General features: G+C 61.7%; 18 protein-coding genes and 1 tRNA gene. 17 read left to right on the forward strand and 2 right to left on the reverse strand.

Going from position 1 to position 18,161, the window contains the following annotated elements; translation table 11 throughout:
- The first annotated feature begins 120 nt into the window (after positions 1 to 120).
- The 17 genes from AC6JBC_RS02010 (at position 121) to AC6JBC_RS02090 (ending at position 17,017) form a co-directional block, all read left to right on the forward strand.
- Positions 121 to 801: a DUF2490 domain-containing protein gene (locus AC6JBC_RS02010; protein WP_498025977.1), complete on the forward strand. Its 681-nt coding sequence runs from the start codon at positions 121 to 123 to the stop codon at positions 799 to 801.
- A 106-nt stretch (positions 802 to 907) separates the two neighbouring features.
- On the forward strand, positions 908 to 2,032 hold the full coding sequence (locus AC6JBC_RS02015; protein WP_498025112.1) for an 8-amino-7-oxononanoate synthase: 1,125 nt from the start codon (positions 908 to 910) through the stop codon (positions 2,030 to 2,032).
- The gene (gene bioD, locus AC6JBC_RS02020; RefSeq protein ID WP_498025114.1) at positions 2,029 to 2,643 is read left to right on the forward strand and encodes a dethiobiotin synthase; all 615 of its coding nucleotides are present in this window, start codon (positions 2,029 to 2,031) and stop codon (positions 2,641 to 2,643) included. The genes AC6JBC_RS02015 and bioD overlap by 4 nt, the downstream gene beginning before the upstream one ends.
- A gap of 102 nt (positions 2,644 to 2,745) precedes the next feature.
- Entirely contained in the window at positions 2,746 to 4,767 is a 2,022-nt protein-coding gene (locus AC6JBC_RS02025) for a M13 family metallopeptidase (RefSeq protein ID WP_498025116.1), read from the forward strand.
- Positions 4,768 to 4,976: 209 nt separating this feature from the next.
- On the forward strand, positions 4,977 to 5,351 hold the full coding sequence (locus AC6JBC_RS02030; RefSeq protein WP_498025117.1) for a DUF4168 domain-containing protein: 375 nt from the start codon (positions 4,977 to 4,979) through the stop codon (positions 5,349 to 5,351).
- Positions 5,352 to 5,415: 64 nt separating this feature from the next.
- On the forward strand, positions 5,416 to 6,705 hold the full coding sequence (locus tag AC6JBC_RS02035; protein ID WP_498025119.1) for an adenosylmethionine--8-amino-7-oxononanoate transaminase: 1,290 nt from the start codon (positions 5,416 to 5,418) through the stop codon (positions 6,703 to 6,705).
- Between the two features lie 58 nt (positions 6,706 to 6,763).
- On the forward strand, positions 6,764 to 6,982 hold the full coding sequence (infA, locus tag AC6JBC_RS02040; RefSeq protein WP_003049127.1) for a translation initiation factor IF-1: 219 nt from the start codon (positions 6,764 to 6,766) through the stop codon (positions 6,980 to 6,982).
- 12 nt (positions 6,983 to 6,994) lie between these two features.
- Complete coding sequence (locus tag AC6JBC_RS02045; RefSeq protein ID WP_498025121.1) at positions 6,995 to 7,567, forward strand: Maf family protein; 573 nt, start codon at positions 6,995 to 6,997, stop codon at positions 7,565 to 7,567.
- A 5-nt stretch (positions 7,568 to 7,572) separates the two neighbouring features.
- A complete protein-coding gene (locus AC6JBC_RS02050; protein ID WP_498025123.1) occupies positions 7,573 to 8,562 on the forward strand; it encodes a ribonuclease in 990 nt (329 codons plus the stop codon).
- Positions 8,552 to 8,746: a DNA gyrase inhibitor YacG gene (locus tag AC6JBC_RS02055; RefSeq protein ID WP_498025124.1), complete on the forward strand. Its 195-nt coding sequence runs from the start codon at positions 8,552 to 8,554 to the stop codon at positions 8,744 to 8,746. The genes AC6JBC_RS02050 and AC6JBC_RS02055 overlap by 11 nt, the downstream gene beginning before the upstream one ends.
- Positions 8,747 to 8,797: 51 nt before the next feature.
- A tRNA-Phe gene (locus AC6JBC_RS02060) sits at positions 8,798 to 8,873 on the forward strand.
- Between the two features lie 174 nt (positions 8,874 to 9,047).
- On the forward strand, positions 9,048 to 10,274 hold the full coding sequence (locus tag AC6JBC_RS02065) for a tyrosine-type recombinase/integrase (protein WP_498025126.1): 1,227 nt from the start codon (positions 9,048 to 9,050) through the stop codon (positions 10,272 to 10,274).
- Positions 10,275 to 10,497: 223 nt separating this feature from the next.
- Positions 10,498 to 10,689 (forward strand): helix-turn-helix domain-containing protein, encoded by a 192-nt coding sequence (locus AC6JBC_RS02070; protein WP_498025127.1) that lies wholly within the window; start codon positions 10,498 to 10,500, stop codon positions 10,687 to 10,689.
- 330 nt (positions 10,690 to 11,019) lie between these two features.
- Complete coding sequence (locus tag AC6JBC_RS02075; RefSeq protein ID WP_498025129.1) at positions 11,020 to 11,697, forward strand: hypothetical protein; 678 nt, start codon at positions 11,020 to 11,022, stop codon at positions 11,695 to 11,697.
- 59 nt (positions 11,698 to 11,756) lie between these two features.
- On the forward strand, positions 11,757 to 15,830 hold the full coding sequence (locus AC6JBC_RS02080) for an Eco57I restriction-modification methylase domain-containing protein (protein WP_498025978.1): 4,074 nt from the start codon (positions 11,757 to 11,759) through the stop codon (positions 15,828 to 15,830).
- Positions 15,831 to 15,842: 12 nt separating this feature from the next.
- A complete protein-coding gene (locus AC6JBC_RS02085) occupies positions 15,843 to 16,235 on the forward strand; it encodes a hypothetical protein (protein ID WP_498025130.1) in 393 nt (130 codons plus the stop codon).
- A 158-nt stretch (positions 16,236 to 16,393) separates the two neighbouring features.
- Positions 16,394 to 17,017 (forward strand): hypothetical protein, encoded by a 624-nt coding sequence (locus tag AC6JBC_RS02090; protein WP_498025132.1) that lies wholly within the window; start codon positions 16,394 to 16,396, stop codon positions 17,015 to 17,017.
- Positions 17,018 to 17,221: 204 nt separating this feature from the next.
- On the opposite strand, the gene AC6JBC_RS02095 is transcribed toward AC6JBC_RS02090, so the two are convergent.
- Together AC6JBC_RS02095 and AC6JBC_RS02100 are read right to left on the reverse strand one after the other, a co-directional pair.
- The gene (locus AC6JBC_RS02095; protein ID WP_498025133.1) at positions 17,222 to 17,323 is read right to left on the reverse strand and encodes a K(+)-transporting ATPase subunit F; all 102 of its coding nucleotides are present in this window, start codon (positions 17,321 to 17,323) and stop codon (positions 17,222 to 17,224) included.
- 378 nt (positions 17,324 to 17,701) lie between these two features.
- Positions 17,702 to 18,055 carry a hypothetical protein gene (locus tag AC6JBC_RS02100; protein ID WP_498025134.1) on the reverse strand — a complete coding sequence of 118 codons (354 nt, stop codon included), beginning with the start codon at positions 18,053 to 18,055 and terminating at the stop codon, positions 17,702 to 17,704.
- Positions 18,056 to 18,161 lie beyond the last annotated feature (106 nt).

Genomic DNA, 18,161 nt, shown 5'->3' on the forward strand with positions numbered 1-18,161 from the left:
GGTTGCCGCTATCGGTCATGATACAGAAACAATAGTCACAAATTTTACATAAAAGAGAATGACGTTGTCACATAAAGGTCATAGTCGCGCCCCGACGCCATGGGGCGGAGGGAGACTATGATGCGACCGATTTTGAAACTGGCGCCTGCGCTGGTGGCTTTGGCCATTCCGGCTGTGGCGCATGCCACGGAGGATGACCAGCTTTGGACCGGCGTTAGCGCCACTGTGAAACTGAGCGACAAATGGCGCTTCTCGCAGGAGGTGATCGCCCGGTTCAGCAACGACCGCGACGGTCTCTACGAGGTCGAGATGAACTCGTTGATCGGCTACAAGGTCAGCAAGAAGGTGACGGTTTGGGCGGGTTATACCCATGATCCGAATTACAATGCCGGTGACTTCTCGGTGATGGAACATCGCGGCCGGCAGCAGGTGACGTTCGACAATATCGTGAAGATCGGCCCCGGCCAGCTCAGCGCCCGCCTGCGCCTTGAAGAGCGCTGGCGCGAAGGCGTCGATGGCACGGCCTGGCGCGTCCGCCCCTATGTCAAATATGTGCTGCCCTTCAAGGAAGGCGGCAAGACCGCGCTGGTGCTGAGCCATGAAAGCTTCATCGACCTTAACACCACCAATTTTCAGCGGGTCGAGGGCGAGGAGCGGATGCGGAACATGATCGCCATCACGACCCCGATTGCGAAGAATGTGAATGCGGAAATCGGCTATTTGCATCAGCATGGCTTCCGTCCGCATGCCGACGACGCCAACGACAATGTGGCGTCGCTTTCGCTGAGCTTTTCCTTCTGATTTTCGCACCGGAGCGGGGGAGGGCGGTGCCTTTCCCCCGTCCGACGGATGAAGCGGCGGCGCTCCAGCTTGCCCCTCTACCCCTCGCGGGCCTATAGGGCGCGCCATGACCAGCGAACCCTTCCGATCGCAACTGGCGGCCCTTGAAAAGCGCGGCCGCCTGCGCCGTCTGGTGCCGCGTGCCGGGCGCGACTTCGCCTCCAACGACTATCTGGGCCTCGCGTCCGATCCGCTGATCGGGCAGGCGGTTGCCGACGCGGTGGCGCGTGGCGTGCCTGTAGGATCGGGCGGCTCCCGCCTGCTGCGCGGCAATGCGCCCGAGCATGAAGGGCTGGAGGCGAAGGCGGCTGCCTTTTTCCGGACGCAGGCGGCGCTGTTTCTCGCCAATGGCTTTGCCGCCAACTGCGCCTTGTTTTCGACATTGCCGCAGCGCGGCGACCTGATCGTCGCGGACGAGTTGATCCACGCCAGCGTCCATGACGGCATCCGTTTGTCCAAGGCCGCCACTATCTTTGCCCGGCATAATGATGTGCAGAGCTTCGCCGACCTGATCATCGCCTGGCGCGAGGAAGGCGGCAAGGGCCGCATATGGATCGCGGTTGAAACGCTTTATTCGATGGACGGCGACACGGCTCCTCTGGCCGATCTCGCAAAACTGGCCGCGCAGCATGACGGGATGCTGATCCTGGATGAAGCGCATGGAACGGGCGTGTTTGGTCCCAGCGGCCGGGGTCTGTCCGCCGGGTTGGACGGGCTGCACAATGTCGTGACGCTTCACACATGCGGCAAAGCCATGGGCGTGGAAGGCGCGCTGATTTGCGGGCCGCAGATCATCATCGACTATCTGATCAACCGAGCGCGCCCCTTCATCTTCTCCACGGCGCCCTCGCCGCTGATGGCGGTGGCGGCGTCGGCCGCGCTCGATCGGATCGAGCAGGCGGATGACTTGCGCGCGCGGCTGAAGACCCTGTGCGTCGATGCCGCCGAAGTCATCTGCGCGCCACTGGGCTTGCCTGCGCCGCGCACCCACATCGTCCCCGTGCTGCTGGGCGAAGACCGACGCACCATGGCCGCCGCCGCTGCGCTGCAGGAGGCAGGCTTCGACGTGCGCGGCATCCGGCCGCCGACGGTGCCGCCGGGCACCAGCCGTCTGCGGATCTCCCTGACATTGAATGTCGGCCGCGCCGATGTGGCGGCTCTTGGTGAAGAGCTGCAAAGGGTGATGGCATGACGCGCTTCGCCGTCACCGGGACCGATACGGACATCGGCAAAACAGTCTTCGCTGCCGGGCTCGCAGGCGCACTCAGCGCGCATTACTGGAAACCGGTGCAAGCGGGCGTTGATCCCGAAGGAGACAAGGAAACGGTCGCACGGCTAAGCGGCATCCCCAATGCGCTCATCCTGCCGGAAGCCTACCGGCTCACCACCCCCGCTTCGCCCCATCTCGCGGCGCGGATCGACGGGGTTGAAGTGCGTCTCAACAAGCTCGCCTTGCCCCAGGTGGACGGGCCGCTGGTCGTAGAAGGCGCAGGCGGCGTGCTGGTGCCCGTCAGCGAAACCTTGCTGATGGCCGATCTCTTCGCCCATTGGCAGCTGCCGGTCATCCTTTGCGCCCGCACCGCGCTCGGCACGATCAACCACAGCCTGCTCAGCATTGAAGCATTGCGCAACCGGGGCGTGCCCCTCGCGGGCATCGCGTTCATCGGCGATCCCCATGAGGAAAATGAGCGGATCATCCCTCTGCTTGCCAAAGTGCCAAGCCTCGGCCGTCTCCCGCGCCTCGACCCGCTGGATGCCGCCAGCCTGAAGGCCGCTTTCGCCGAGAATATCCGCCTGCCCTGAAGACGGTCGCAGCCGCTTTTGCACGATTTTCGACAATTGACATGGACTTGTCGCCCTGCGCCGGGTCAACTGCCATGATCAGATCAAGCAAGGGATGCTTCGATGAAAAATCTTCTGATGAGCGCGGCGATTGGCGCTCTGCTGCTCGCGACCAACGCCGCGCAGGCAGACCAGGCGCCGCCTGCCAAGCCGACCTATGGCAGCTACGGCTTTGACGAAAAGGGCATGGACCCGGCCATCAAGCCGGGCGATGATTTCTACCTTCACGCCAATGGCGGCTGGGCCAAGGCCACGCCGATCCCGGCCGACAAGTCCAATTATGGCGCGTTCAACGTCCTTGACGACCTGTCGCGCGAACGCACCCGAAGCATATTGGAGGAAGCAAGGAAAGGCCCCGCCAGCCGTATCGGCACCGCCTATGCCAGCTATCTGGACGCCCCCACCGTCGAAGCGAAGGGCCTGACCCCCATCAAGCCCTGGCTCGCGAAGATCGCGGCGGTAAAGGATAAGGTAGGGTATGCCCGTTTGGCGGCAGAGGCTGCGCGGGCCGGTATCGCCGGACCCTTCACCTTCCATGTGGGACAGGATGACAAGGCGCCCGACACTTACATCCTGAACCTCCGCCAATCCGGCCTCGGCCTGCCGGATCGTGACTTCTATCTGCAATCTGACGAGAAGATGGCGGCGATCCGTACCGCCTATCTCGCCCATCTCGAACAGATGCTGACACTGGCGGGCGCGAGCGACGCAAAGGCGCGCGCCGCTGCCCTGATGGCGTTCGAAACGGAAGTGGCAAAGGTCCACTGGACCCAGGTCGATAGCCGGGACGCGGACAAGACCTACAACCGCATGACACTCGCCGATTTGCAGAAAGCCGCGCCCGGCTTCGACTTCCCGGCCTATTTCGCCGCCAACCGTCTGAAACCGCAGGCGCTGATCGTCGCGCAGCCGACGGCGATCACGGGCGAAGCAGCACTGATCGCGCGGACGCCGATAGGCGTGCTGAAGGACGCCTTGCTCCTGCGCAGCCTGCACAGCTACGCCACTTACCTCCCCGACCGGATCGCCGACGCCGACTTCGCCTTCTACGGCACCACCCTATCCGGCACGCCACAGCGCGAAGAGCGGTGGAAGCGCGCCGTCGGTTTCGTGAAAGAGGCGATGGGCGAGGAAGTCGGCAAAATCTATGTCGCCCGCTATTTCCCGCCGGAAACCAAGGTGGCAATGGACCAGCTCGTCCAAAATGTGATCGCCGCCATGGGCCGTCGCATCGACGGCCTCGGCTGGATGAGCGATGGCGCGAAGGCACGGGCGCACAAGAAGCTGGCCGCCTTCACGCCAAAGATCGGCTATCCTGAAAAATGGCGGGATTATAGCGGGCTCCAGACGAAGCCGGGCGACCTGTTCGGCAATGCGCTGCGCGCGAACCGATATGAGTTCGACTATCAGATGGGGAAGCTGGGCAAACCCATTTATCGCTGGGAATGGCAGATGACGCCGATGGAGATAAACGCCTATGCGGACTTCTCTATGGTGGAGATCGTCTTCCCGGCCGCCATCCTCCAGCCGCCCTTCTTCGATCCCCATGCCGATCCGGCGGTGAATTATGGCGGCATCGGCGCGGTGATCGGCCATGAACTCAGCCACCATTTCGACGATCAGGGCGCCAAATATGATGAAACCGGCAAGCTCAATCAGTGGTGGAGCGATGCCGATGTCGCTGCCTTCAAGGCTCTGACCGGCAAGCTCGTAAAGCAATATGACGCGTATGAACCGTTCCCCGGCGCGCATGTGAAGGGCGACTTTACCCTGGGCGAGAATATCGGCGATCTGGCAGGCGTTGCGGTGGCGCTAGACGCCTATCATGCGTCGCTCGGCGGCAAGCCTGCGCCGGTGATCGACGGCACCACCGGGGACCAGCGCTTCTTCCTCGGCTGGGCGCAGGTATGGCGGCGCAACTATCGCGAACCGAATTTGCGACAGCGGCTGGTGACCGACCCGCATTCGCCGTCGCAATATCGGGCGGATACCGTGCGGAATTTCGATCAATGGTACGCCGCCTTCAACCCTGCGCCCGGCAGCAAGCTTTATCTCGCGCCTCAGGATCGGGTGAGAATCTGGTGAACGATGAGGATCAGTAACGATTCTGTCCTGCGATGAGCCGTGATGATGCGAGGGATGAGCTGCGCCGCCCCACGCCGTCATCCCTCAAATCTCACGCTTCGCCGGAACACTCTTTAAACCTCGTGCGCTCTTCCACAGCTTTGAGACATCAAATCGCAAGGAGAAGCATGTTGACGGGTTTTCGTTCATCACTGGTTTTGAAGACGGCAATGGCATCGGTCGCTCTGTTGGCAGCGGCTCCAGTTCTGGCTCAGGGCGCCGCCCCGGCTACGCCAGCGACGCCCGCCACTCCGGCGGCCCCTTCGGCAGCTGCGGGCAAATTTAGCGATGCAGACATCAAGCTGTTTGCGGCAGCTGCGGTCGAAGTTACCAAGATCCAGTCTGACGCCAGCATCGCTGATTCGGAAAAGCAGCCCAAGATGCTCGCCGCGTTGCAGGCATCGGGCATCGCACCGGAAAAGTTCAATGAGATCGGCCAGGCCGCAGCCGCCGACCCGGCGTTGCAGCAGCGTATCCAGGCCGCCGCGCCTGCGACACCGGCGACGCCAGCCGCCCCTGCTGCCCCGGCCACCCCGGCCAAGTAAGCGGAGCGCATAATATAGGGGAGGGTGCTTGGCCTGAAGCTTGGGCTAATCTAAGCGTCGCGCCATGACCTCCCCTATATGGCACCCCTTCACCCAGCACGGCCTCAACGAACCCATCCCGCATGTCGTTCGTGCGGAAGGCGCCTTGTTGCATCTCGTGGATGGCGGCACGTTGATCGACGCCATTTCCAGCTGGTGGGTGACGACGCACGGCCACTGTCACCCCCGCATCGCTGCGGCCATCGCGGCGCAAGCCGGGCAGCTCGACCAGCTGATCTTCGCAAATTACACGCATGAGCCCGCCGAAGAGGTTGCGCGCGGCCTGATCGAACTCGCCCCCCGCGCGAAAGGGCGCGACCCGCTCGCCTATGTCTTCTATTCCGACAGCGGATCGACCTCCGTCGAAGTCGCGCTGAAGATGGCGCTCGGCTACTGGCACAATCGCGCGCTGGATGGTTTGTCCGCGCCCCGGCATCGTATACTTGTCCTTGAACATGGCTATCATGGCGACACGATCGGCACGATGTCGGTCGGCGAACGCGGCGTGTACAATGCCGCATGGACGCCCTTGCTGTTCGACGTCGGCACCATTCCCTTCCCCGCGCCGGGTACGGAGCAAGAGACGCTCGACGCGCTGGAAGCGGCTTGCAAGGAGCATCCGGCGGCCTTCATCGTTGAACCTTTGGTGCTGGGTGCTGGCGGGATGCTGATCTACTCGCCTGCCATTCTGCGGCAGATGGCGGAAATCTGTACGCGGCATGATGTTCTCTTCATTGCCGACGAGGTGATGACCGGTTGGGGCCGTACTGGCACCATCTTCGCTTGCGAGCAGGCGGGCGTCGTGCCGGACATCATGGCCGTTGCAAAAGGGATCACCGGCGGCTCCGTCCCGCTTGCGGCGACGCTGGCCACGGCCCGCATATTCGACGCGCACAAGTCGCAGGACCGGGCACGGCTTTTCTACCATTCCTCCAGCTATACGGCGAATGCCATCTCCTGCGCGGCGGCGGCGGCCAACCTCGCCATCTGGCGCGAGGAGGATGTGCTCGGCCGCATCGCCGCGCTTGAACAGAATATGGCGGAGCGACTCGGCAGGCTCGCGCTTCATCCCGCCTTCGAAAATGCCCGGCAGCTTGGCACGATCGTGGCGATCGACCTCATCGCGCAGGACGCAGGCTACCTGTCCGACCTGGCTCCCCGCCTCCGCGCCTTCTTCCTTGATCGGGGCATTTTGCTGCGTCCTTTGGGCAACAGCATCTACCTGATGCCGCCCTTTTGTACGGATGTGGATCAGCTGGATCACATCTTTGCGGCCTTGTCGGAAGCAGGCGATGTATTCGGCGTAACAGCCTGACTTTCATTTTCCGCATTTTGCCGCTATGGCGGCGCGATTTTTGGTTTCCCAGGATATTATGGCAAAAGAAGAACTGCTTGAAATGCGCGGACAGGTTGTGGAGCTTCTCCCCAACGCCATGTTCCGCGTCCGGCTTGAAAATGATCACGAGATCCTTGGCCACACGGCGGGCAAGATGCGGAAAAACCGCATCCGCGTGCTGGTGGGCGACGAAGTGCTGGTCGAACTGACCCCCTACGACCTGACCAAGGGTCGGATCACTTACCGCTTCAAATAAGCCGCTTTTTCGATGCGGCTTATCCTAGCTTCGGCTTCTCCCAGACGGTGTGAACTTCTGGGTCAGATCGGCGTGCGTCCACACGCTGTGGACCCCGCCGATCTTGATGAAACCCCTTTGAAAGGCGAATTGCCCGCCGCCTATGCCGCGCGAGTGGCCGCTGAAAAGGCTGCGCTGGTGGCTGCCCGTCATCCCGGCGCACTAGTGCTTTCAGGCGATACGGTCGTCGCGGCAGGCCGCCGCATCCTGCCCAAGGCAGAGGCGGAGGACGACGCGCGAGCCTGTCTTTCGCTGCTCTCCGGCCGCCGCCACCGCGTACTGAGCGCCATCACGCTCATCGATGGCGAGGGCAGGGCAAGGCATCGCCTTTCCACCAATATCGTCACCTTCAAACGTCTGGAGCGCGCCGAGATCGATGCCTATATCGCCAGCGAAGAATGGCACGGCAAGGCAGGCGGCTACGCCATCCAAGGCCGCGCCGCCGGACTTATCCGTGCGATACAGGGCAGCCATAGTGCGATTATGGGCCTGCCCCTTTACGAAACCCGCGCGCTGCTCAAGGCAGCGGGCTATCGACTGGACTGACCGACATGGCCGAATGGCTCTATGAAGAAGGGATCGGCGAAGCCCGCGCCGCGCTGATCGAAAAGGGCCGTTTGGTTGAGGCACAGATCGAGCGTGAGGGCGATGGCGCCCGCGCCGGTGCAGTCATGCAGGGTAAGCTCGTCCGCACCATCATCCCCAAGAAGCGCGGCATCGCCCGCCTGATCTCGGGTGAGGAAGTACTGGTCGAACCCATCCCGCCAAAAACCGCAGAGGGCGCGACCGTCTTTCTCGAAATCCTGCGCGAAGCCATCCCGGAGGAAGGCCGCCCCAAGCTGACCAAGGGCCGCATCGCCCAGCCGGGTTCCAAGGTGCATCCGGCCCCCAGCCTCCTCCAGCGCCTGCGGACGACGGGTCTGCCCATCACCCCATGCCCCGCCCATGGCGAGGATCGCTTCGAAGCCCATGGCTGGAGCGAACTGATGGAAGAGGCGGTGTCCGGCGAGATCGGCACGGAGGAAGCGGCGCTCCGCATCTTCCCGACGCCCGCGATGATCCTGATCGACGTAGACGGATCGCTGCCGCCCGCGAAGCTCGGCCCCAAGGGCGCGAAACTGGCGGCGCAGGCGATCCGTCGCATGGGTCTGACCGGATCGATCGGTATCGACCTGCCGACCATGAACAACAAGGATGAGCGCGCCGTCGCCTCGGCGCAGATCGACAAATATCTGCCGCTTCCCTTCGAACGCACGGCGGTCAACGGCTTCGGCTTCGTCCAGGTCATCCGCCGCCGCGAGCGAATGAACCTCATGGAGTTGTTGCGGGCTGATCCGATCGAAACCGCGGCTCTCGCCTTGCTCCGCCGTGCCGAACGGGAAGGCAATGGCGGGCCGGTGACGATCACCGCTGCACCTCCCATCATTGACCGCCTGTACAAGGCGACCGACTGGCTGGAGCAACTCGCCCGCCGTCGTGGCGGCGCCGTCAGCTTGAAGGCGGACCCGGCCCTTGCCATATCGGCGGGCCATGTCGCCTAAATCATCCTCCTGCCCGATCTGCGGCCAGCCAGCGCATCCCGACACGCGGCCCTTCTGCGGAAAGGCCTGCCGTGACCGTGACCTGCTGCAATGGCTGGGCGAAGGCTATTGCGTCCCTGGAACCCCCGCCGCCGCCGAGATGAAAAAAAGCGACGATGATGGGGTGGACAACCCCCCGGATTGATGCCTATAGGCACGCCTCTCAACGCCGCCGGTGGTCCTCCCCGGCGCTCGTGCCCGGGTAGCTCAGTTGGTAGAGCATGCGACTGAAAATCGCAGTGTCGGCGGTTCGACTCCGTCCCCGGGCACCATTTTCCTGTTCCTGACAGTCCGCTGATGGCTTCAAAAAGTCAGGAAATCCGCTATATATTGGCCATCCCCCGTTCGTCGGTGCACGCGTTTGTTCGCCTCTAGCCGGTAAATTTGGGGGCCAAACTGGGGGCCATTTTTGCCGTGGCCCCCGCTGGACAGGGAAAGTGGCCCCCATGGCACTGACAGACACGGCGGTTCGTAATGCGAAGCCGAAGGACAAGCCCTACAAGCTGAGCGATTCACAAGGGCTGTTTCTGCTGGTGCAACCCGGCGGGGGCAGATTGTGGCGGCTGAAATACCGGATCGACGGCAAGGAAAAGAAACTTGCCTTGGGCTTCTATCCTGACACCAGCTTGGCGCAGGCGCGACTGGGCCGTGACGAAGCGCGCAAGTTGTTGGCGGCTGGCATAGACCCCGGATTGGAAAAGGCGCGTCGGAAATTGCAGGCCACGGCGGACGCGGGCAACACGTTCGACCTGATCGCCAAGGAGTTCATTGCCAAGCGCACTGCCGAGGGCTGGAGCGAAGCGACCATCGGCAAGGCGCATTTCTTGATGAAGTATCTCACTCCAGCCTTGGGCAAGATGCCAGTGGCGGAGATTGTGCCAACGGACATCCTGGCCGTGCTCAAACAGGCCGAACGACGCGGGAAGCTGGAAACGGCCCGACGCCTGTTACAGCTTGCCAGCAATGTTTTTCGCTATGCCGTGGCGACGGCGCGGCTGGCTTCTGATCCGACGCGCGACCTGCGCGGTGCGTTGATCGCTCCGAAGCCGAAGCATCACAGCGCAATTACGGAGCCTGTGGAAGTCGGCGCGCTGCTACGCGCAATTGATGGCTATGACGGCCATATTATCACCCTTTACGCTTTGAAGCTGTCTCCACACGTATTTGTGCGTCCCGGCGAACTACGGTTTGCGGAATGGTCGGAAATCGACTTTGAAGAGGCGGTTTGGAAGATACCGGCTGGAAGGATGAAGATGCGCAAGCCGCATCATGTTCCCCTGTCTCGACAGGCTATCGCGCTGTTCAGAGCGTTGCGCGTGGAGTGTGGCGATCGTGAGGGGCTGATATTCCCGTCCGTGCGATCAACGGCGCGCCCAATGTCTGAAAACACCGTGAACGCCGCGCTACGCCGACTGGGCTACGCGAAGGAGGACATGACGGCTCATGGCTTCCGCGCAATGGCATCCACTCTGCTGAACGAAAGCGGGAAGTGGCATCCTGACGCGATCGAACGTGCTCTAGCGCATCAGGACGCTGACAATGTTCGTGCGGCTTATCATCGTGGGGCGCATTGGGAGGAACGCGTGCGGATGGCCCAATGGTGGAGCGACTATCTGGATTCCCTGCGGAGGGGCGGCGAGATTGTGCCTATTTCCCGTGCGTCCGCCGCCTAGGGAAATTTATTTTCGTTCGCACATTGTCCCTCTTGCCGATTTCGTGAGTGCGATAATTCCATGAGTCAGGGCAACCGTTGCGACACAGCGATAATATTTCTGTGTATAAACCTGTGGAGAACTCTGCGCGAAACCCTTGCCGCCGCCGTCCGGCGCATTAGGAGGGTTGTTGGCGAACAAACAATAAACGGTCGCCGAATCCTCAACAGCAGGGAGACGCCAGTTGTATTACACGGTTCGGGAATTCCTGGACGAATACCCAATGGGTCGAACGACCTTCTACAAGTTGGTCAATGACGGACATCTGCCCATAACGAAATTCGGTCGCTCCACCCGCATATCCAAGGCGCACGCTCGCGCATGGGCGGAAACGCTGCCGACTTATTTGGGCGGCGCGGCGAACGACAATAACTGAGCTTGAAGAGTGCTCCCCTGACCGCTGGAATCGGCCAAGGGAGCGGGTAGCATCGGTTTCAAGCACGTTGCTGGGTCGGGCGGCTATACGCGTTAGTTGCGTGTGGCAATCCGAAATTCGGACCCGGCATTCCGTTTGTCGCAAACATCATCCTCTAACGGGTGACAAGGCGCAGGGTGGCGGCCGTGAGGCTGTCACCCCGCTTCCGCACGGTTGGCTATGATTTGTTCGCCATCGTTCGTTTGGAACGCGCGGCAAACTCCGAGCGCGAGCGATGTCAAGATGCCGACAACAGACTGAAAAACTTTCAGTATTTATGAAAGGCGGACGGTGCCGAAGTCTGGCGCATATAAGAGTGGTGCCCCGCTTTCCGCAAAAGCCCGCATCTTTCAACGCGGCGGCAGGCGAAATCGTCCCATCTGCACCAGCAACACCCTTGGCCAGCCTGCACTGGAAAGCCTTTTGGCGGCCATCCGGCTGGCCCCGGCAGTCGGCCTGCCCCTCAATCGGCTGGTGACAATCCATTGGGAGCGTGCTGGCATCACGCCCGGCCCGGCAATAGCGGCAGCGACAGCGCGCTTGCTCAAATATGCTCGGGATTGGCTTCGCGGGCACGGTCAGCCGTTCGCCTATGTCTGGATCAGGGAAAATGATTATGGCGACGGCACGAAGGGCGACCATGTGCATATCCTCTGTCATGTTCCGACAGGGCTAAGTTTCGGACGGCACCAGATGCGATGGCTCCGGCTGATAGCCGGGGCACCCTATCGGGCGCGGGTGATCGACACGCGGCGAGTTGGCGGTCATGGCAACACCGCCACGGCCGCGCCAGACCATTACCAAGCCAATCTGGAAGCGGTGGCGGGTTATGTGCTGAAAGGAGCAGAACGAGATGCCGCTGAAGCGCTTGGGCTGGGCCGTTGGGGGGATGGTGGGCGCGTCGTGGGCCGTCGTTCAGGGATTAGCAGAAACTTGTCCGCCGCTGTTCAGAATAGCAAACTTGCCTAATGATTTAGGAAAATCTTGGCGCTTCACTTCTGCCCGGATATGCGTCGAACGTGACTGATATGACCCTCTTCGCCTCTGGCGCGCTCTTCACCCAGGATTATCTGCTCGAAGGCATCCGCAATGCGCCCGCCTATCAGCAGGCGGACGTTGCCGTCCTACGGGCGGCACTGGACGCGATATCTGCAGGCTTTCCCCATGCCAGCCGTCCTAATGAGGCGACGACCGAGACTGATTTTGTGTGGCCCGTTCTGCGCGCTCTTGGCTGGTCGGACTATCTGACCCAGCAAAATCTGTCCTCCACCGGGCGCGTGGACGTGCCGGACGGCCTCCTCTTCATAGACGCGGCGGCAAAGGCGAGCGCGAACGGGCATCCTGAAGAATGGCGGCGTTATGCTTTGGGAGCGGCGGTAGTCGAAAGCAAGCGGTGGGGCCGTGCGCTGGATCGTGCCGAAGGCCGTAAGGGCGACGACCGCGATACGCCTTCGACCCAGTTGCTACGCTATTTGCGCCGGATCGACGACCTGACCCATGGGGCGATGCGTTGGGGCATCCTGACCAACGGCGCGCGTTGGCGGCTCTATTACGCGGGCGCGCGTTCCACCATCGACGATTATCTGGAAATAGACCTGTCTCGCGCGCTGGGCCTTCATGGCGACCTGCTCGACACGGGCGCAGGCGATGACGACCGCGACCACTGGCTGCGCGTCTTTGGGGTCATGTTCGGCAGGGCGGCGTTTGAACGCGCCTCCGCCGACGCGCCCAGCTTCCACGATTTGGCCCGCCGGGATGCTGCCTTTTACGAAGAGCGGGTCGCCAAGAGCCTGTCCGACCTTGTGTTCGATCGCCTTTACCCGACACTGGGCAAGGCGGTGGCGCAGGGCGCGCCAGCCGATGCGCCGCTGGATGACATCCGGCAGGCGACGCTGATCCTGCTCTATCGCCTGCTCTTCATCCTCTATGCCGAGGACCGGGGGCTGCTGCCGGTTCGGGACAGCCGGTTCGACGATTATGCCCTGCGCGTGGCGCGGCTGGACGTGGGCAAGCGCAAAGATGCGGGTGACGCCTTTTCCAGCGTGGCCAAGTCCATCTGGCGGCGCTTTGCCGACCTTGCCGAAATGATCGACAAGGGCGACCCTTCCGTCGGCCTGCCTCCCTATAATGGCGGCCTGTTCAATGCCGAACAGACCCCGCTGCTGGCCCGCGTCGCGCTGGGCGACGACATCATGGCGGAGGCGCTGGACATCCTGTCATGGGAACAGCGCGACGGCAGGCGGCGCTACATCAACTATCGTGACCTTTCGGTTCAGCAACTGGGTTCGATCTATGAACGGCTGCTGGAATTCGAACTGGTGCGGGGCGATGACGGCGCGGTCGACATCCGCCCCAATATCTTCGCGCGCAAGAATAGCGGCAGCTATTATACGCCCGATGACCTCGTGCTGTTGATCCTAGACGAAACGCTGGAGCCGTTGATCGCCGATGCGCACGCGGGCTTCCGCAAGGCGCTGGACAGCCTGAAAACAGGCGACAGCGAGGATTACAAGCTGACCCAACTGCAAAAGGCGGACCCGGCCAAAGCAATCACCCGCCTGCGCGTGTGCGACCCTGCCATGGGGTCCGGGCACTTCCTTGTCAGCCTGGTGGACCGGCTGACTAATCACGCCCTTACCGCCATCGCCGACGCGGCGGTGCTGGCGCAGCAGGAAACCGGTCTGGACTATGAAAGCCCCGTGTCGGAGGAAGTGCGCAAGGTGCGTGCCACCATCCGCCACAATGCCGAGGAATCCGGCTGGTCGGTTAGCGAGGAGCAACTGGACGATCCCCAGCTGGTCAAGCGCATGGTGCTGAAACGCTGCATTTTTGGTGCAGACAAGAATCCGATGGCGGTTGAGCTGGCGAAGGTGGCGCTATGGCTGCATACCTTCACGGTCGGCGCGCCCCTGTCCTTCATCGACCATCATCTGGCGGCAGGCGACAGCCTGTTCGGGCTATGGGTGCGCGACGCCATCGACAAGGCGGGCACGGGCGGCGAACTGCTCTATATCGAACAGTTGCGCGCCGCTGAGCGTCAAGCCGCGATCATGCAGCAGATTGAGGCGCTGACCGACGCGGAAATTGCCGAGGCGCACCATAGCGCGGCCATGTGGCGCGACGTGGAATTTCAGGTGGGGCCGTTCGACAGCTTTGTCAGCTTCATGCACGCGCTCGACTGGCTGAACCTGAAAAAGACGGACCGCGCATTGGTCAACCAATGGCTGGATGGGCAATTCGGCGAGCCGCTGCCGATCGCGCGCGGCAAGAAGACACCCAAGGGCGGGCGGAAGGAGGATTTGGAGCGCTTCACCGCCATCTGGCGCGAGGCGCGCGCGCTGATCGAGGAAGAGCGCTTCCTGAACTGGCAAATCAGCTTCCCCGGCGTGTGGCAGAACTGGGCCAGCGCGGAACTGGACGGTGGGTTCGACGCGGTGGTGGGCAATCCGCCATGGGATCGGATCAAGCTGCAAAAGGTGGAATGGTTTGCGGCGCGGCGGCCGGAGATTGCGAAGACGCAGCGCGCGTCCGACCGGGCGAAGATGATCGCCAAGCTCAAAAAAGATGGCGACCCGCTGTTCGCTGACTATGAGAAAGCGGACGGACGCGCCGCCGATACATTGCGGATGGCGCGCGGTTCAGGCCATTATCCGCTGCTGAGCCGGGGCGACATCAACCTTTACAGCCTGTTCGTCGAACGCGCGCATCGGCTGGTTAAGCCCGACGGCATGGTCGGACTGCTGACGCCCAGCGGCATTGCGTCGGACCTGTCAGCGTCGGCCTTTTTCCGGAAGGTGGCGACCGGCGGACATCTGAAGGCGCTCTATGACTTCGAGAATCGAAAGGTGTTCTTTCCGGACGTCCACGCCAGTTTTAAGTTTGCGATCATGGTGGCGAGTCCTAGCCGGACTTTCGAGACTGCCAAATCCGCCTTCTATCTACATTCGGTTGCCGAGTTGCATAACGACGAGCGATGCTTCCCGCTCGCTGCGGTGGACTTCGCGCGGGTTAACCCGAACACTGGCACCGCGCCAATATTCCGCACCCGACGAGACATGGCGCTGACCACGGCCATCTATGCGCGCGCACCGGTGCTGGTGGACAGGTCCGGCGGCCAGCCGGTGGCGGCGTGGCCCGTCAAATACGCCACTATGTTCCACATGACCAATGACAGCCATCTATTCCGCACTCGCGCGGAACTGGAGGGGCGTGAAGGCGCGTGGGAAATCGGCGGCAACCGCTGGCAGTCGGCTCAAGGAGAATGGCTGCCGCTTTACGAAGGCAAGATGGTGCAAGCGTTCGATCATCGTGCCGCCAGCGTCATCATTAATGGCGACAATCTCAACCGACCGGCCCAACCGCTGCCCGCAACGCTTGAACAGTCTGCCAGTCCGAATTGGTGTCCTGATCCGCAATTTTGGGTTTCGAAATCAAATTGTGAACTAACCCAGCCACTTAATTGGGTCTTGGGTTTTAAGGAGATCACGGCACCCACAAATGTGCGGACGTTCATCGCGGCTGCTTTGCCATCCTACGGCTTTGGAAATAAGGTGCCTATTCTGGCTCCATCGGACGGAAAAAGTGACTTATGGCTGCTACTTGCTAATCTAAATGCCATCGCGTTCGATTTTGCCGCCCGGCAGAAAATCCAAGGCCAGACGCTTAACTGGTTCATCGTCGAACAACTACCCGTCATCCCGCCCGACGCCTATGCCCGCGCCTTTGGCCCCAAGTCGGCCGCCGACATTGTGCGCGAAAGCGTGCTGGAACTGACTTATACTGCACATGACATGGCCCCCTTCGCGCGTGACATGGGGCGTGTGGATGGCGACGGCATGGTGCTGCCGCCCTTCGTTTGGGATGAGGACCGCCGCCTGCGCCTGCGCGCCCGGCTGGATGCGCTCTATTTCATTCTCTACGGCGTCTATGACCCTGCCGACCCCGAACAGTCGCGCAACGACATCGCCTATATCTATTCCACCTTCCCGATCGTGGAACGGGAGGAAACGGCACGCTGGGGCCGCTATCGCAGCCGCGACCTGGCGCTGGCATGGGTCAACGCGCTGCTGGCAGGCCATCCGGATGCCGAGATTGCGGGATAGGGAGGCGACGCGATGGTCAGCTGGATCAGGGAACAGGATGGCGTGGAATGGTATGACGAACGCCACGCCTGCCGCCGGGCGCACAAGAAGCCGGAACAACTGAAGGCGCTGGCAGCGTCCGGCACGCTCCGCACGTTGATCGACGGGGCGACGGGCGCAACATGGTATGCCGGTCCTGACATCGAGGAAGCCGGGGCGCAACATCTGAAACGGTCCGCCTCTGCGAAGAAGGCCGCCACAACCCGCAGCAGCAGCCCGAAAAATCTGGAGGAGCAATGGGCGAAGCAATCGCGGGAAAATATGAAGATAGCGCGCTATTCCGGCGGCGTTGCGGCGCATCACGAAAAGGTGCTGCTGACCGACATTGCGCGCGCCAATGAGGCACGGCGCAAGAAGGAGGAATGACCGCCTCGCGCCAGTGAGGGGGCGGGGCTATGCAAATCTCTGCGACGACTGACGCCGGGACCGGCCGCGTTCCATAGCAATATCGCTAATCCAGTTTTTTCCCGCGCGGGCGCGCGCGCGAGGATTCACTACCTGTCCTATGTTGCTATAGTAGCCGCATGGGCGGTTTGGGTTCAGGGCGATATGGCGGCAGGCCAACGGCAGACATGGCGCTGCGAATTGACCTTGCATGGATGCTGCGCACCGGCCGCGCCTGCGAGGGCATGTTGATCCGGGGCACGCTGCATTGGAACTGTGGCGGTGAACCGGCAGGGTCAATCAGCTATGCCGCGCATATGGATGAACCGGGGCAGGAACGGCTGGAACTGTCTTATTCGCGCGGGGAGGGTGAGGGACGGGAGCACGTCCGCCAGACCGTCCACCTATGCCACACCCTGCCGCATTATGGCGGCAAGCGCTGGTGGATGATTTGCCCCTATCGCGGCTCGCGCGTCGGCAAGCTTTACAAGCCAGCGGGGGGCGACCGCTTCGCTTCGCGGCAGGCGTGGAGGCTGGGCTACCACAGCCAGCGCATCGCCGCACGTGACCGGCCCTTTGAACAGCTTTCCCGATTGCAAAAGAAGCTAGGCGGCAATCAGGGCTGGGAACAACCGATCCACCGGCCCAAGGGCATGTGGCACCGGACCTTTGAACGCCATCTGGACGAATATTGGCGGCTGGATGGACAATGCGCCGTCGAAATGATGGTTCTGGTGGACCGGCTGAGTGGACGCCTAAAATAGGCGGAAATAGGGGGCTGCAAAAATATTTGGGGGCCACATTGGGGGCCACATAGAAATTCCGTAATTATGAAATGGCGTAAAACAGCCAAAAATTATGCAATTTGCGGTTCCGTCCCCGGCACCACTAACTCACTGAAAAATAACGATTTTTCTTCTTGTGAGTTAACAGTGTTCAATGCCGTGTGTAATTTTGGTGTAATCGAGTCAGATGGGCAACGCGATACGCTGCTCAAGGTTGAGCACCGCCACCAGATACAGAAGAAGGCCGATCGCCGTGATCGCCGCGAGAGTGAGGTCAAGCGTCATCCCCGCCTTCCTCACGCCTGATCGCAAAGCCGGACATAAGCCAGCGTAGCCGCCAACAGCCCGGCCAGTGCGCTAATCCAGAGCAGGTCCTGCATCGTCACGCTCCTTCCCCGGGCGCTGGCGCGGCCGAACGACGGGGCAGGCACTCAAATGCTGCGGTTCGGGTCATGTCCGATCTTCCCCAAATACGCGCCACCCGGCTGCGGCGATTCGTGAGGGGTTGCAGATATGACTGTCCGCCATTTCTTATCGAGATCGAGAAGCGGCGATCTTCATAGTATTTGCATAGGGGCAGTGTCCTCCTCCCACAGAGACGGGAAGCGCTTACCAGCCCAAGCAAGCGATCAGCGCAGGTTCCGGGGCGGCGTTCTTCGCCAGTCAAAACCTTGCACGTGGAGAAAACCCCGCCGGGCGGGAGGGCATAAGGCTAAATACCGAAGGAAGCGCCTCGCGGAGGAATCTGCGGCTGGCTTCTTTTACATTCGGTGCGCGGATATCTTTGACGGCAATTCCGGGACATTCGAACCCGAGCATTACCGCGAAAAATGCTGCTAAAATCTTATAAAAACTGGAGCGGGCGAAGGGAGCGGGCCGAGTAATCCCATGATCTTGTTGATCATTTTCGTCACCATGCCCTGATGCTGCCCCAACCTGAGAGCATTCTGGGATGGTCTGCGGGGATGATCCGGCATCATCTTGTGCGGCGATTTGATCAGCGTCTCGGTCTATCATCTCGTGATCGTCGCAGAGATCGCCGGGGCGTCAACGAGTTCCTGATCCGGGCCGATGATAGCCCCATGGAGCCGCCGATAGTGAGAGGGTCTCTCTCGTTTCCGAT

It is taken from the genome of Sphingobium sp. RC1 (genome assembly GCF_059738765.1).